Source organism: Pseudomonas sp. B392_1p (assembly GCF_052245235.1).
Classification (GTDB): domain Bacteria; phylum Pseudomonadota; class Gammaproteobacteria; order Pseudomonadales; family Pseudomonadaceae; genus Serpens; species Serpens gallinarum.
This window is the reverse complement of sequence record NZ_JBQPXM010000005.1, coordinates 292,951-307,479: the sequence shown is the minus strand read 5'-3', so window position 1 is coordinate 307,479 and position 14,529 is coordinate 292,951. Positions and strand designations below refer to the sequence as shown.

Annotated in this window: 13 protein-coding genes; 4 read left to right on the top strand and 9 right to left on the bottom strand. The window is 62.9% G+C overall.

Translation table 11 applies throughout. The features are described 5' to 3' along the window. Positions 1-254: 254 nt before the first annotated feature. The 8 genes from cofH to ACTV8E_RS10040 all read right to left on the bottom strand — a co-directional run bounded on the left by cofH (position 255) and on the right by ACTV8E_RS10040 (position 9,088). A complete protein-coding gene (gene cofH / locus ACTV8E_RS10075; protein ID WP_443199421.1) occupies positions 255-2,648 on the bottom strand; it encodes a 5-amino-6-(D-ribitylamino)uracil--L-tyrosine 4-hydroxyphenyl transferase CofH in 2,394 nt (797 codons plus the stop codon). Next, complete coding sequence (gene cofC, locus ACTV8E_RS10070) at positions 2,645-3,370, bottom strand: 2-phospho-L-lactate guanylyltransferase (protein ID WP_443199420.1); 726 nt, start codon at positions 3,368-3,370, stop codon at positions 2,645-2,647. Before cofC ends, cofH begins: the two co-directional genes overlap by 4 nt. Next, a complete protein-coding gene (gene cofD / locus ACTV8E_RS10065) occupies positions 3,354-4,304 on the bottom strand; it encodes a 2-phospho-L-lactate transferase (protein ID WP_443199419.1) in 951 nt (316 codons plus the stop codon). The genes cofC and cofD overlap by 17 nt, the downstream gene beginning before the upstream one ends. Continuing rightward, entirely contained in the window at positions 4,301-5,071 is a 771-nt protein-coding gene (cofE, locus tag ACTV8E_RS10060) for a coenzyme F420-0:L-glutamate ligase (protein WP_443199418.1), read from the bottom strand. Before cofE ends, cofD begins: the two co-directional genes overlap by 4 nt. 14 nt (positions 5,072-5,085) lie before the next feature. After that, entirely contained in the window at positions 5,086-5,754 is a 669-nt protein-coding gene (gene npdG, locus ACTV8E_RS10055) for an NADPH-dependent F420 reductase (RefSeq protein ID WP_443199417.1), read from the bottom strand. A gap of 47 nt (positions 5,755-5,801) precedes the next feature. Beyond that, on the bottom strand, positions 5,802-6,650 hold the full coding sequence (locus ACTV8E_RS10050; RefSeq protein ID WP_443199416.1) for an SDR family NAD(P)-dependent oxidoreductase: 849 nt from the start codon (positions 6,648-6,650) through the stop codon (positions 5,802-5,804). Positions 6,651-6,816: 166 nt separating this feature from the next. After that, positions 6,817-7,830 (bottom strand): LLM class flavin-dependent oxidoreductase, encoded by a 1,014-nt coding sequence (locus ACTV8E_RS10045; protein WP_443199415.1) that lies wholly within the window; start codon positions 7,828-7,830, stop codon positions 6,817-6,819. A 13-nt stretch (positions 7,831-7,843) separates the two neighbouring features. Then, a complete protein-coding gene (locus tag ACTV8E_RS10040; RefSeq protein ID WP_443199414.1) occupies positions 7,844-9,088 on the bottom strand; it encodes a cytochrome P450 in 1,245 nt (414 codons plus the stop codon). 464 nt (positions 9,089-9,552) lie between these two features. Here ACTV8E_RS10040 and ACTV8E_RS10035 point away from each other — a divergent pair, with 464 nt between their 5' ends. Both ACTV8E_RS10035 and ACTV8E_RS10030 read left to right on the top strand, forming a co-directional pair. Continuing rightward, positions 9,553-10,533, top strand: a complete 981-nt coding sequence (locus tag ACTV8E_RS10035; protein ID WP_443199413.1) for an AraC family transcriptional regulator — start codon at positions 9,553-9,555, stop codon at positions 10,531-10,533. Positions 10,534-10,982: 449 nt separating this feature from the next. Continuing rightward, on the top strand, positions 10,983-11,759 hold the full coding sequence (locus tag ACTV8E_RS10030; RefSeq protein ID WP_443199412.1) for an SDR family NAD(P)-dependent oxidoreductase: 777 nt from the start codon (positions 10,983-10,985) through the stop codon (positions 11,757-11,759). Positions 11,760-11,824: 65 nt separating this feature from the next. Here the strand turns inward: ACTV8E_RS10030 and ACTV8E_RS10025 are convergent, their stop codons facing one another. Continuing rightward, a complete protein-coding gene (locus tag ACTV8E_RS10025; RefSeq protein WP_443199411.1) occupies positions 11,825-12,412 on the bottom strand; it encodes a glutathione S-transferase N-terminal domain-containing protein in 588 nt (195 codons plus the stop codon). Between the two features lie 234 nt (positions 12,413-12,646). Between ACTV8E_RS10025 and ACTV8E_RS10020 the strand changes: the two genes are divergently transcribed. Both ACTV8E_RS10020 and ACTV8E_RS10015 read left to right on the top strand, forming a co-directional pair. Further along, positions 12,647-13,618 (top strand): GlxA family transcriptional regulator, encoded by a 972-nt coding sequence (locus tag ACTV8E_RS10020; protein ID WP_443199410.1) that lies wholly within the window; start codon positions 12,647-12,649, stop codon positions 13,616-13,618. Positions 13,619-13,836: 218 nt separating this feature from the next. After that, entirely contained in the window at positions 13,837-14,268 is a 432-nt protein-coding gene (locus tag ACTV8E_RS10015) for a universal stress protein (RefSeq protein WP_443199409.1), read from the top strand. The last annotated feature ends 261 nt before the right edge of the window (positions 14,269-14,529 follow it).

Sequence of the window (14,529 nt, the reverse complement as noted above, 5' to 3'; positions counted from 1 at the left end):
TAGCGAACGGTGGTGTCCAGACTCATGGTGAGGTCGGGGTTGCCGCTGTCGATGCTGAAGGCGTGCGCCTGATTGGCCGCCCCGATGGCCAGGCAAAGGCTGGCGATCATGAAGGGTGCTGACAGCGGGGTACGCAAGGTGGTTATTTTTCTCTGCATTTATATGCCCTCTGGTTTTGTTCTTGTTTTCATCGAAGTGCATGACATGTCTGTTTGCTGGGTGGCGAAAACCTCTATGTGGATGGGATGAGTTCGTTACAAGGCGGGTATCGCTTGTCGGTCTTGATGGCACTCTCTGGTCGGTGAACCGTAGAGCGTGGTGCGCTGGCGCGGCACGCGGCCACTGGCTTCGATCAGGCTGGTCAAGGCATCGGGTGTCATTTCCTGGCCATGCTTGGCTCCGGCGCTGGACGTGATCGATTCGTTCATCAAGGTGCCACCGGCGTCGTTGGCGCCGGCATGCAGTGCGGCCTGAATGCCTGAGAGGCCCATCTTGACCCAGGAGGCCTGGACGTTTTTGACAAAGGGGTGCAGCACCAGGCGGCCGACGGCGTGCATCAGGATCGCTTCGCGGAAGGTGGGCCCCTTGCGCGCTTTGCCCTTGCGATAAATCGGTGCCTCCATGTGAACGAAGGCGAGCGGCACGAATTCGGTGATACCGCCGGTGCTCGAGGCGAGCTCACGCAGGCGCAGCAGGTGACGCGACCAGTGCTCGATGCGCTCGACATGACCGAACATGATGGTCGCCGTAGTCTTGAGGCCGACCCCGTGGGCGGCGTACATCACCTCGAGCCACTCTTGGGTGTTGAGCTTGTCTGGGCAGAGTACGGCGCGGACTTCATCATCGAGCACTTCCGCGGCAGTGCCCGGCAGGCTGCCCAGGCCAGCGTCCTTAAGGCGCGCGAGGTATTCGTCGAGCGACAGGCCGAGAGTCTGTGCGCCCTGCCAGATTTCCAGGGGCGAGAAGGCGTGCACGTGCATGCCGGGCGCCGCCTTTTTGACCGAGTTGATGATGGACAGGTAGGTTTCGCCGGTGTAGGCCGGGTGGATGCCGCCTTGCAGGCAGACCTCCGTCGCGCCGCGTGCCCAGGCCTCGTCCACGCGCTTGCCGATTTCCTCGGCGCCCAAGTCGTAGGCGGCGCCTCGATGGCTGCGCTGGCCTTTCGAGAACGCGCAGAAGCCGCAGTGGAAGTAGCAGATGTTGGTGTAGTTGATGTTGCGGGTGACGACGTAGCTGACGACATCGCCGCATTGCGCATTGCGCAGGCGATCTGCCGCGCGGCAGACGTGAGCGAAGTCCGTGCCACGGGCCTGGAACAGGCGGGTGACGTCCTGTTCGCCGAGGGCCGCGCCCTGCAGTACGCGCTGGATGATGTGCTCGACATCCGGGCTGACGTGACTGGCATCGGTGTCTTGCAGCAACGCGAGGTCGGCGGCGGGCGGTGGCTGCACATCGCCGGCAAGCCAGTTGTCGGTGCGCGGGTAGCCTTCTGTGTCCATGCCTCGCAACACTGCGCTGCGCAAGCCCGGATCAACCCAGCGGCTGTTTGCCACTGCGTAACGCGGGTAGATGGTCAGGCGCTCCTGAAGATGTTTGCCGGCGGCGTTGGTTTCCTGCTCCAGCTTGTCCAGGTGTGGCCAGGGCGCTTCGGGATTGACGAAGTCGGGCGTCAGCGGCGACACGCCACCCCAGTCATTGATGCCTGCGTCGATCAGGGTGCCAAACCCACCGGCGGAAAGGTTTGGCGGTGCCTGGATGCCCATCTCCGGGCCGAACAGGATGCGTGCGAGTGCAATGCTCCAGCGCAGCTCGTCGAGGCTCGGCTCGGGCGCCTTGGTCATCGGCGTACCGCATTTGGCGCGGAAGTTCTGCACGATGACTTCCTGCAGGTTGCCGTGGCGCTCGTGTACCTCGCGCAGGGCGAGCAGGGCTTCGATCCGCTCGCGGCGGGTTTCACCGATGCCGATCAGGATGCCGGAGGTCATGGGCACATTGAGCCGGCCGGCTGCTTCCAGCGTGGCCAGGCGCGGTGCGGGCAATTTGTCGGGGCTGCCGAAATGCGGGCCGCCGCGTTGGCACAGGCGCTCCGAGGCCGATTCGAGCATGATGCCCATCGACGGCGAAACGGCGCGCAGCTTGGCCACCTCGTCCTCGGTGAGGCAGCCGGCGTTGACGTGCGGCAGCAGACCCGTTTCCCGGAATACCGCAGCGGCGATGTGCACGACATAGTCGATGGTGGTAGCGAAACCCATCTTGTCGAGCGCCTGGCGAGCGGCGCGGTAGCGCAGCTCGGGCTTCTCGCCGAGGGTTATCAGCGCCTCCTTGCAGCCCATTCTGGCGCCCGCGCGGGCGGTTTCCAGCACCTGTTCCAGGGTCAGGTAAGCCGTTTCCACGGAGGGCGACTGGCGCGAGAAGGTGCAGTAATGGCACACATCGCGGCACAGCCGTGTGAGCGGCAGGAAGACTTTGCGCGAGTAGGTCACGAGGTTGTGGCTGCCATGATCGCGAATCTCGCTCGCAGCGGCCAGCAGCATCGGCATGTCGGTGCAATCGGCCAGGGCCAGTGCCTGGTCTGCGCTGGGCAGGTGGCCCGCGACGGCGTAGCGGACGATGTCGCTCGGATTCAGCTTGTTATCGTTATCGGTCACGAGGCGATCTCCTGGTAAGTGGATGCGTCGCAAAGCAGCGTTGCCGGCAGGATTTCCCTGAGCAGCGCGGTCGTGTGGGCGCCGCAGCGGCCGTCTCGCGCGGCCCGCGCCAGGCTGTGGAAGTCATCGACGCTGTCGACGTCGAGCGCCGTGCTGCTCAGCTTGATGGTGGTGTTGGCGCAGTGGCGGCGTATGCATTCGCGGCTGTGGCGGGCATGGCTGTCCGGACCGTAGTGGTAGGTGAAGGCTTGCGGGTGTTCAGCGAGCAGCAGGTTGGTGCCGCCGTCATTGGAGCGCACCATGACCACGCGCTGGTCGCCGTCGAGCGCTTGCCAGGTCGATACCACGAGGCGGATGTCGTCTGCGGTCAGCAGCGGCATGTCGGCATGGATCACCAGCAGTGCCGTGGCGCCGTCGCGTGCGGCGAGACGGGCGACGCCAGCGATGCCGGCGTTGAGCCCGGGCAGCGCAGTGACGCTGGCCTCGTCCAGCCAGGTAATGTCGAGGGCTGCGGCAAGCCCGCAGGTGTCGCTTGAATCCGACAGCATGTACAGACGATCCGCCGCGTTCGATGCCTTGAGTGCGGTGATGACGTCTGCGGCCATTGCCCAGGCAAGTCGCGCCCGCTGGCTGGAGCCAAGGCATGTGCCCAGCCGGCTCTTGGCTGCAGAGAAATTCTTGACCGGGACGACTGCCCAGATGAAATCAGCGTGCGAGGGCATCGGCGTACTCCATGATCATTCTGGCGAGTTGCACTTTGTCGTCGTCGTTGTGCATCAGCGTTGCCGTCGCCTCGCAGGCCATGCCGAGGTCGCGGATCGCGCTGACGGCTTGCCGGTCCACCTCATCGACCACCAGCGCGTCGATAACGCCCTGATAGTGTCGGGCGACGGCAAGTGCCGTGCTCGGCATGCCCAGTTCGGCCATCATCTTGGCGGCTGGCCCTTTCACTGCCTGGCCACCAATGATCGGTGACACGGCGATGACCGGCTTGCCCGTTGCCTTGAGCGCGTCGCGCATGCCGGGGATGGCCAGCATCGGGCCGATGCTGACGAAGGGGTTGGACGGGCAGAAGATCACGCCCTGCAGCGCGGGCGACGCCAGCGCCGCAGCCAGCTGCGGATGGATGCGTGCATGCTCTGCGCCGGCGAAACGGAAGCCGCTCACCTGTGGCGCGCAGCGCAGTCGGACGAAATAGTCCTGAAACGGCAGCTCGCCCTCAGGCGTCGCGACCATGGTGGCCGTCGGCTCGTCGGACACCGGTACGATGCGCGAAGCGATGCCAAAGGCATGGCATAGCTCGGCGGTGACTTCACCGAGTCCGGCGCCTTCGCGCAGGCGTTGACTGCGGTAGAGGTGAGTGGCCAGATCGCGGTCGCCGAGGCGAAACCAGTTGGGGCCGCCAAGCACGTCAAGCGATTCCAGGCAGCTCCAGGTTTCGCCTTCGATACCCCAGCCCTGCACTTTGTCAGCACGCCCGGCGAGCGTGTAGGTCACGGTGTCGAGGTCAGGGCAGATACGCAGGCCGAGGTGGTCGAAATCGTCCCCGGTGTTGCAGACGATCAACAGCTCCTCGGGTGGCACCACGCACGCCAGGCCGAGGGCGAGCTTGGCACCGCCGACGCCACCGGAAAAGGCGATATAGCGAATGCTCATCGGAACAGATCCTCATGCCTGGCCCGCAGCAATGGCGTGCTGCCAACCTCGCTGGTACGGAAGCGAACTCCGCGCGCCAGTACCACCGGTGTCGCTTCGCTGGCCTGGCCCATCAGCAGGGAGCCGGCTGCCGCCAATTCGTCGGCAACGGCAATCTGCGTGCGTTCTAGCCCGCGCCCGAACATGTCGGGCTGGCCGATCATGTCGCGCAATGGCTCGATGCCCGCGCAGCCGATGGCAAAGCCGATCACGCCATTGCGCCAGGCCCTGCCGGCGGAGTCGTTGATGATGATGGCCAGCTCGACGGCGCAGCGCTCGCGCAGGCTGTCGCGCAGCCTGCGGGCCGAGGCGTCGGGGTCGGCGGGTAACAGCAGCACCCGTGGATCCTGGTCGTCGTCGGAGACGATGTTGGAACGGTCGATGCCGGCATTGGCGTGCACGTAGCCGAGCTGGTGCTCGACGATGATGACGCCGGGCCTCTGGCGCAGCACTTCGCGTGATTCGCGCAGAATCAGCTCGCTCAGACGCGGGTCCGTACGGCTGCGTTCGGCAAGCTCCAATGCTGCCGCTGATGGCTCGATGTTGCCGAGGTGTGCATAGCGATTCTCGGCCTTGGAGACGACCTTCTGGGCAACGACCAGCACATCGCTGTCAGCCGGCGTTAAGTCCGCTCGTGCGTAGGCGTCGAGGATGATCGTTGGCAGATCGTCGCCCGGTTCCACCAAAGGAATGCCGGGCAGGGCAGTCAAAGTCAGTTGCGTAGTCATGGCCCGACTCGCTTCTACAGGCCGCTGATGCGTATGCCAGCGTGGCACTTGAACTGTCGGTTGATGGTAATCAACACCGAGGTCAGGGCTTCGGCAGCTGCCGCGTTGTTGATTGGGCCGGCCTGGAAACCTCGCATACCGCAGGCTTCGACCAACTGGACGACCGCTGCACGAGCCTCTGCATCGTTGCCGCAAACCAGCACATCGCAGTCCAGCGCGTGATCCGACTGGAGATGATCGGCCGCGACATTCTGGAAGGCCGAGACGACGCGTACGTCGTCACCGAGAAAGGCTTGCGCGGCCTGCCCGGCGGAACCAGCGGTGGGCAGTTGTACTGTGCCGACCTTGGGCGGCATCAATGGCACCGTCACGTCGACCAGAATCTTGCCGCTCAGTTGCTCCTTTACGGCGGCCAGCGTGCTCTGCTGGTGGCTGAACGGGACGGTGAGCACAACGATGTCGGCAGCGGCCGCCGCCTCGACATTGTCGAGGTCGGACAGCAGCGCCGCGTCAGCGCCGCGCTCGCTCAGAAGGCTACGCATTTCGGCGCAGGCAGCGGTCGCCTTTTCGCGTTCGCGCGAACCGACGATGACCTTGTAGCCAGCCTGAATCCAGCGCAGCGCCAGCCCGGAACCGAGGGCGCCGGTGCCACCGAGGACGGCGAGTGTGGGTTTGTTTGCCATGTTTCATATGCTCCGAACTGTCTGAACCCGTGGTGTAAGCCCGCGCATCAACGGCCGAGCTTTGGCGGGGCAAAGTTGGGGCGCACCAGCTGTCCGTCACGCACCCCGGCTGCCCACGCCTGCGCCTGATCGGCATCCACCGAGTTGGTGAGAATGTAAAAGCGCTGCTCGGCGACGCCGTCCAGCACGATCTCTGCTGCCTCGTCCGGGGTGTGGCCGCCCGCGGCGAGGAAGGCGGTCTTGCGTGCAACTTCTTCCGCGGTCGGTGTTCTGCCTGCGAGGTTCTGCGGGCGATTGCGCGCACTGTCGGGCATGTCGGTGATCACCTTGTTGGGGCAGATCACCGATACCTTGACCTCTGACTCTGCATTCCAGAGGTCGTATTGCAGGGTTTCGCAGTAGCCCAGCATCGCGCGCTTGCTGGCGGCGTAGACGGCCATCGAGGGGATCGGCTGCAGCGATGTGTTGGAGCCTGTGGCGACGAAATGGCCATGGCCCTGCTTCAGCATGACGGGGATAAAGGCCGACACGGCATAGGCCGTACCGTACAGGTTGACACCCATTACCCAGTCCAGGTCGTTATCACTCTTTTCCCAGGCGGAGCATGAGTACTCGCCGACGCCTGCGTTGCTGCAGACGATATCGACACGGCCGAAGTGCTTGAGGGTGCCTTCGGTCAGTGCGACGAGATCCTCGCGCTTCATGACGTCCGTTTTGATGGCGATTGCCTGGGCGCCGAGGCTTTCTACGTGCTGAAGCGTCTCCTTGACTTTGTTCGCGTCGACATCGGCCAGTACCAGTTGGGCACCCTCGCGCGCAAAGCCTTCGGCCATGGCCCGGCCAAGGCCTGTCGCCGAGCCGATCACCACTACTACCTTTTCTTCGAAACGCCTCATTTTCGTGTTGCTCCTGCTTGTTATTGTTCTGCAACGCACAATTTTCCGGCTTTCTGCTTCGCGCCTGCGCGGCGTTGCGCGGGGCGATGCTGCACAAGGCTTTATCGCTGGCGGTGGGCCTGCACGGGCAGCGCGGCTGGCGTGCAGGCAGTTTTCAGCTCCGTGGTCAGTAGACGAGGCGCGGGTTGAAGGTGACATCGAGGTGCGGTAGAACTTCCTTCTCGAACAGATGGAGGTTCTCCCAGGCGACCTTGGGGTCGATGCCGCCCGCGAGCGGAGCAATACGCAGGATGTCGTTTGGCCCGTAGGTCTTGGCGTATTCCAGGCACTGTTCAGGCGTGACGATCTGGAAGTTCGGGTTCGACTTCAGGCTTTCAACGGTGTCGCCTGCCTCGTAGGCCGTCGACATCTGGCCCGTTTTGTTGCGCTGGGCGGAGTACTGCGCGTAAGACTGGGTCCAGTGCAGTACATGCCGGCCGACCTGCTCCCAGGCTTTTTCCGGATCATGCGTCACATGCAGGTAGGTCGGTCCGTAGGTGGGGTAAGGGCCCGGGTCGGGTTTGCCCAGTTTCTTCAGCTCGTCTCGGTAGAATTCGGCGAGTCTGTACTCGGAGGGGCGAACGCCGTCTGCCTGAGTGTGCGCGGCGCGGCGCAGCACTTTTTCGAAACTGGCACCCATCAGCACACGCATGGGCTCGTCCGGTACCGGGGACACGCAATCGATTTCGCGGCCACGGTACATGAAGGGTTCGCCGGTGCCGGCGTTCTTGAGGAACTCCACCGTCTCTTCCATGATATTCAGGCGATCCTGGAGGCGGAGGCCATACATGTCGAACTCGGCCGGGCGATAACCGCCGCTGATGACCGGCAGCGCACGTCCGCCACTCATTACCTCCAGCACATGCAGATCCTCGGCCAGCCTCACCGGGTTGTAGAAGGGTGCGAGGATGATCATGCGTAGTTGCAGATTCTTGGTGCGCCCCGCAATCGCCATGGCCAGCATGACGGGCGAGGGCAGGTAACCGTCGTCGGTGGTGTGGTGCTCGCCGATCGAGGTGGCCTGGAAGCCGCGTTCATCCGCCCATTGGGCAATATCGAGCGCGGCGTTATAGAGGTCGGTACGTTTGGTTTTCGCCCAAGAGGGCAGGCGCAAGTCGAAAGTCAGTTCCAACGCTGGCATTGTGTGTCTCCTGTTACTGAATGGGGCGGGCTGTGAATTCGAGCGGTACGGCGCTCATGCGGCCGGTGACGGCCATCTCGTAGGTCACGTTGCTCATATCGCCCAGCGAATACTCGGGAATCGCCCGATGCCACTCTTCAAGCACGGTCTGCATGATCATGCGGCCCTGAAACGAGCCAATGCAGCGATGCGGCCCACCGCCAAATGACAGATGCGGGTTGGGCTTGCGGTTGAAGTCGATATGATCGGGGTTCTCGAATACTTCAGGATCACGGTTGGCTGCCAGGTTCAGCAGCATGACGCGGTCGCCTGCTTCCAGCTGTACGCCGTGGAACATTGTTGGGCGCGTGACGGTTCGCCCACCCATGACCGCGGAGGATTCGTAGCGCATGAACTCGTCGATCGCCGTCGGTATGCAGGCGGGACTTTCGATGATCTGGCGGCGCAGCTCGGGCTTGCTCGCCAGGTAATAAAAGGTGAACCCCATCTGTGTGCTGGTGGTGTGCACACCTGCGGCGAATGCCGTACAGCAGAGATTGAGAATGACGTCATCGGCCAGCGGTTCGCCGTCGATCCGGGCATCCAGCAGTGCCGAGGGGATATCGTCGGCGCGCTCAACGCGGCGCTTGGCCAGGATGTCGAGAAACACATCGCGGATGATGAGAACGCCTTGCTCGTAGGTTTTCTTGTCCTGCCCCACCGTGCTGGGGGCTGAGCGTGCCTTGACGGCTTTGATGAGCTCGCCGGCAAGCGCAGGCGAAACCCCCATGTTGTTGAGCGTGATCGCCGTGGCAATCGGCTCGACCAGGTCGCTTATCGCATCGCAAGAGCCAAGCGTGGCGACGCGCTCGATGATTCCGCGTGCCAGCGCAACGGCTTCTTCCTTGAACCTGCCCTGTACCCGTTGGGGGGTGAAGAAGGGCGCAAGTAGCGCGCGGACTTTGGTGTGATCGGGCGGATCCATCTGCATCGGCAGTGGCCGGTGTGCCGGAGCCTCACGCAGGTAGAGGAACGTTCCGCCAAGGCTTGAGAATAACTCCCAGTCCTTTAGCGCCTCGCTAACCATGGCATGGGAGGTGACGACGAAGAAGCCGCGCGCGGCGCTACTGTAAAACATGCCTTTGTCGCGGGAGTATTCGTGCATGGCCTGCCCGGCACTGGCAGAGGGCAACTGGCGCCGAAACTTCTCGTCCAGTTCGAGATCCCAGTCGACCACCGACAGGCCAGCGTCGCGGGCTCGCTGTTCCGCATTGTTCATTGTTCTCTCCTGTTATCTTTATTTTCGAGAAATCACTTCACTCAACCCCTTGAGCACGCCGCCAGTTACGAAAAAACCCTTCCATGCAGTGGCTGATTCGGGCTTTGCCGTGTCTCGGGTAACTACCATTGACCTCGCTATTTACGGCTGATCCATGTCCACACAGCCTGTGTTTCGATGGTAACAGCGGGGTGTGGCGGTCAATCGACAGACCTATATCAATTTGGCTCAATGGTATATCCGATTAGCTCGCGAGGCCTTCGTGGCGGACATGGCGAAGCTGTGCCCCGCGTCCGAATGGGTCACTGTTGGTCTGAGAGGAGGGAGGGGGGAACTAGGGTTTCAAGTGGTGAGGTGCAGTTCTGTGGGCTGAATGTCGTTCTGTATTGGCAACGGCGCCTATATCAAACGGGATCAAATGCCATACCATATGGGGGTATGTCGGCACGGGAGGTCGGTTTGCCATGCAAAAGCTCGATTACCTGCTCAAGCGGATGGAGGCCAGAGGGATCGCCGTCGATTCCCTTCTCGACGGAACCGGCATTGCACCCAGCGATGTCGGAAACGCTGGATACATGCCTTCGGCCAGCCAATATCGCGCGTTGCTACGCCGCATTATCGATCTGTCTCCACCGGGTATCGGTATCCGGATAGGGCTTGAGGTAAAAGTGCTTGGTGAAGGCCTGCCGGGTTACGCCGCGTTATGCAGCGCCACACTCCGGGGCATGAATGAGTTCAGCAAGACCTATAAGACCCTGGTCAACGATTTCACGCGGTATTCCGATACGGTGGAGAACGGCGAGTGGCACCTCAAGTTCTCCGCAGTAGGCGGCATGGAAGATGTGCAAACCTTTCTGGTCGAGGAGATGTACGCGCGGGTCAAGACGGCACAGCAGTCGTATACTGGGGTAGATATTCCGTACAAGCGCCTTGATCTCGTCTACCCCGAGCCGCATTACGCAAAGATGTACCGGGACATTTTCCGCTGCCCGGTTCGCTTCAACCAGAAGCAGAACTGCCTGGCGGTCGACGCCAAGTATCTGGATCTCCCTCTGGCGTTCTCCGCAGCGGAAATCAGCGGCCTGCTCGAAGCCCAATGCGTCCAGTTGCTCGGCGCAGCCAGCAACTGCACCAGCGTTGGTGTCGCCATCAAACGGCATCTGATCCTGAATCCTGGCCACTACCCGACGCTGACGGAAATGAGCGCGATCATGTCGCTGAGCCCGGCCAGCTTGAAGCGCAAGCTGAAGGCGGAGGGGGAGACTTACCAAGGGATCCTCGACAGTATCCGCAAGGATCTGGCGATACGCTTCTTGAGCCAGACCCGCCTGAGCGCCAAGGAAATCAGCTACCGCGTGGGCTTCAGCAATGTTCACAATTTCCGCCGCGCCTTCAAGGCATGGACCGGGGCGAATCCTTCTCGCTACCAGACGCTCGGAGGTTGAATTGAGCGGCGGGAGTGAGCAATGCCAGGCCAGTGTCGATCACGGGTGCATTCCAGGGCAAACGCATGAGATGAATAATTCTTATTCATGCATGACCTGCATGCACCGATCTTTGTGACTGCACGCGTTTTAGCCCCCTCTCCCGCTTGCTGGAGAGGGCTGGGGGGGAGGGTAAAAGGGGCAAAACCCTCTCCCCCGGCCCCTATCCCATAAATGGGAGAGGGGAGAAAGACCAGCCTGCGTGATGTCCTTGCGACGTGGATGAGAGGTGTTCTCCTCATGCGATTGCCCTGGGGTGCATTCTTGCGGTACTGCGGGTGGCGTCTGTATTGTATTTGGAACGTCGTTGTAAATTCTGAACGATGAGGAAAGTGCTGTCACACCCCGGCAGACTGGAATAGCGGGAGCCTCCGCCTGCATCCATGCTGTCTCTGAACAAGGATCTGGAAATGGCCAAGCAAAATGCGTTTCGTCTGGACGAGCTGTCCGCCATCGTGACCGGCGGCGGGTCGGGTATCGGTCGCTGTATCGCCGAAACCTTCGCCGAGGCGGGCGCCCGCGTCATCGTCGCTGACATTGATCTCGCTGCCGCGCGCGCTGTGGCCGAATCCATCGAGGCCGCTGGCGGACAAGCCCGGGCGCTGGCGGCTGATGTGTCCTGCGAGGTCGAGGTGATCCGCCTGTTCGAGGACGCGACCGCCGCCTACGGCAACATCGACGTGCTGGTGAACAATGCCGCGATCTTTCCCAAGAAACCCTTCCTGGAGGTGGATACCGAATTCTGGGATCGCCTGCAGTCGGTGAACCTGCGCGGCACCTTCCTGTGCCTGCGCGAGGCCATCAAGGGCATGAAGTCGAGCGGGGGAGGCTCGATCGTCAATATCTCCTCGGTCTCGTCCATGCAGGCGGTGGTTCACCACAATGCGGTGTACAACGCCAGCAAGGCCGGGGTGAACAGCCTTACCCGCACCACTGCCCTGGAGTTCGGCGGCGATCGCATCCGGGTGAATGCCGTGCTGCCCGGCGGCATTCCGACCGCTGGCGCCCGTGCGGCCTCTGCGGCCATTGAACTCAAGGGGCCGATTCTGGGAGAAGGGCGCATCCCGCTGGGCGGCATGGGCGACGTGCAGGATATCGCCAATGCGGCGCTGTTTTTGGCCAGCCCCGCCGCGCGTTACATCACTGGCCAGATGCTGGCGGTTGATGGTGGCTTCCTCGTCAGCTGAGGCGCCGCGGCGCGACGATAGCGGAGAGCGAAGATAAGTCGGGCCGCTCGCACAGCGCCTGTGATTTACGCCTCCAGCCCTTCTGCTGCCAGGGCGCGGCGAGTCGCATCGCGCGCGGCGACCCGTGCGAAGTGCGCCGATAGCGCCGGCCAGGCGTCACGATCCAGCCCGATCAGGGGAATCCAGCGGCTGACCGTGAACAGGTGCAGGTCGGCCACGCTGAAATCCGCCGCCAGCCAGCCGGAGGCCTGTGTGCGCAGGGCCTGGTCGACGAAGCCGAAGCGCGTGCTCAGGCGGCGCGCGATCACTTCGCCGGACTCGTCGGAATGCCTGGGGTTGCCGAAGCCCTTGTGCAGTTCCGAGGCGATGTAGGCCAGCCACTCCAGCACACGCAGCCGTTCCAGGCTGCCGGGCGGCGGCAGCAGCCGGGCCTGCGGCGCGAGATCGGCCAGGTACTGGAGGATGACCGGTGTTTCGGTCAGCACGGTGTGCGCGTCGATCTGCAGGGCCGGCACCAGGCCCTTGGGATTGATGCGTTCGCGGTATTCGCCAGCGAAGTCGGTGACGACGATCTCCAGCTCGATCCCGGCCTCCAGCGCGGCGATGTGCGGGGCCAGGGAGCAGGCGCCGGGGGCAATGAACAGTTTCAGCATGGTGGTGTGCTCCGGACAGGGCGTCGGTAATGCGGGAACCGACGAGTCTACTTGCCGCCGAACCGGGCCAGGCGTTTTCCAGCATCGCCTCGACTGCCTCGCGATGACCGGCCGTGTGCTCGGGCGCTCCTCTCCAAAGGGGCCAAACGCCTGAAAACTGCCTGATGTGGGTTCGCGATCGGTGTCGTTTTCGACATAATGCAAGGGTGAATTCAACAGGTCTCAGAGGTGAACATGTCGGGTTTTGCAGTGGTCGGCCTCACCGACGCCTACATCTCGAGCCTGGGCATGTTCCTCGATGCGTTCGAGCTGATCCGCCGTCAGGTGATCGAGCTGTATCGCACCCGGGAGCCCATGTCGATGCAGACCCGGGTTCACCTGCTGACCGCCGAGGGGCGCGTGGCTCGCCTGGCGGGCGGGCGCACCCTGACCTCCGATGGAGGCTTCGACACTCCCGTGCAATATGACCTGATCCACCTGCCAGGCTTCATAGTGGGCGGCGAGGCGGCGCTTGACGCCCGGCTCGCCGAGTCTGGCTCCCTGTACCAGTGGCTGAACCAGCAGTACGCGGGCGGGGCTCGCGTCTCCGCCAGCGGTTCCTCGGTGTTCCTGCTTGCCGAGGCGGGGCTGCTGAGTGGTGGCATGGCGACCATCGCCAGGCCGCTGATCCCGGTGTTCCGCCGGCGTTACCCGAACATCCGCATCGACCATCGCTCGCCCGTGGTCGAGCACGGCAGGGTCGTCACCGGCAGTGGCATGGCCGCCGACGCGCAGTTGCTGGCGCGGCTGGTGGAATACGTCACCACGCCCGAGCTGGCGCGCTGGCTGAGTGATGTCACCAGCCTGCACCAGGCCGCGGAGGATCACCTGGCGGACGACCCGCTGACCGCCAACGCCCAGCTCTGGCTGGAAGAGCGCTTCGCCCAGGACGTGCGCATCGCCGACCTGGCGAAGGCGATGGCGGTCAGTCAGCAGACGCTGCTGCGACACTTCCATCGTCACCTGAACGTCACTCCCCAGGAGTACGTCCGGCAATTGCGGATGAAGTCCGCCCAGGGGCTGCTGGCGCGTACCAGCCGCTCGATCGGACAGATCGCGACCCTGTGCGGCTACAGCGACGTGCACACTTTCCGCAAGGTGTTCCGGGAATATAGCGGCACCAGCCCGAGCAGCTATCGTGCCCGTAACAGGAACGCACTCACCTGACGGGCTGCCGGTGGGGAGTGCGGTCTATCCGGTTCGATGGCCGCGAGGTCTTCTTCGGTGAGGTTCTCGATCATCTCGAAGGAGGTTTCGTTTCGCTGCAAACCCTGGCTTCGTTTGTCCTGCTCGGCACGGAAGTGACGAAGACTTGTGCCAGGTCAATACAAGCTTCGCCATCTGGCGATTGGATCATGCTTCAACAGGACGGTGGAGGTTTTACGATGCGCAAGATTCTGGTTCCTTTTGATGGTTCGGATCCCTCGAAACGTGCCTTGCAGTATGTGGTCGATTTCGCCCGCGATAGCGGCATTGCGGTGGAGGTGCACGTGCTCAATGCCCAGCAGGAGCTGGCGCTCTATGGCGACTACATGCCGCCCAACATGTTCGACGAGCTCAGCAGCATTGCCCTGGCCAAGACCGTTGACGTGCTCGAAAAGGCGGTCGAGGTACTGCGCGCTGCCGACATTGTCTACCTGACGCATCCGGCGATTGGCGATGTGGCCGAGCAGGTCAACGAGGCGGTCAAGCGCCTGGGGTGCGACACCGTGGTGATGGGGACGCGCGGCCTGGGCAGTTTCAGCGGCCTGTTGCTGGGCTCGGTGGCGAGCCGGGTGATCCACGAGGTGTCGGTGCCGATCGTGCTGGTGAAGTAGTTCTGGGACGTTGGCTACGGTCGCCGGGCCCTGCGCAAGAAAATGTCAGGTGCAGGGTGACTGGCGATCAGGTACAGCGTACCAGTTGGTGCCTGAAACGATTCGCCGAATGCTGCGATGTGGGCGGCATGGACGCCTGTCCGATCACAAGCACCCAAAACACCCGGCTGATCACTACCCGTTATCCCTGCGCTGGGCTGAAGCGTGGGCGCATCAAAAAAGTGCCTTGTTTCCTCATTGCTGTCCGTACGGCGCATGGCG

Bases quoted from the DNA above. Each gene is read 5' to 3' on its own strand.
- ACTV8E_RS10045 (WP_443199415.1), bottom strand. From the start codon at position 7,830: ATGCCAGCGTTGGAACTGACTTTCGACTTGCGCCTGCCCTCTTGGGCG.
- npdG (WP_443199417.1), bottom strand. From the start codon at position 5,754: ATGGCAAACAAACCCACACTCGCCGTCCTCGGTGGCACCGGCGCCCTC.
- cofE (WP_443199418.1), bottom strand. From the start codon at position 5,071: ATGACTACGCAACTGACTTTGACTGCCCTGCCCGGCATTCCTTTGGTG.
- ACTV8E_RS10040 (WP_443199414.1), bottom strand. From the start codon at position 9,088: ATGAACAATGCGGAACAGCGAGCCCGCGACGCTGGCCTGTCGGTGGTC.
- ACTV8E_RS10035 (WP_443199413.1), top strand. From the start codon at position 9,553: ATGCAAAAGCTCGATTACCTGCTCAAGCGGATGGAGGCCAGAGGGATC.
- ACTV8E_RS10050 (WP_443199416.1), bottom strand. From the start codon at position 6,650: ATGAGGCGTTTCGAAGAAAAGGTAGTAGTGGTGATCGGCTCGGCGACA.
- cofD (WP_443199419.1), bottom strand. From the start codon at position 4,304: ATGAGCATTCGCTATATCGCCTTTTCCGGTGGCGTCGGCGGTGCCAAG.
- ACTV8E_RS10030 (WP_443199412.1), top strand. From the start codon at position 10,983: ATGGCCAAGCAAAATGCGTTTCGTCTGGACGAGCTGTCCGCCATCGTG.
- cofC (WP_443199420.1), bottom strand. From the start codon at position 3,370: ATGCCCTCGCACGCTGATTTCATCTGGGCAGTCGTCCCGGTCAAGAAT.
- ACTV8E_RS10015 (WP_443199409.1), top strand. From the start codon at position 13,837: ATGCGCAAGATTCTGGTTCCTTTTGATGGTTCGGATCCCTCGAAACGT.
- ACTV8E_RS10020 (WP_443199410.1), top strand. From the start codon at position 12,647: ATGTCGGGTTTTGCAGTGGTCGGCCTCACCGACGCCTACATCTCGAGC.
- ACTV8E_RS10025 (WP_443199411.1), bottom strand. From the start codon at position 12,412: ATGCTGAAACTGTTCATTGCCCCCGGCGCCTGCTCCCTGGCCCCGCAC.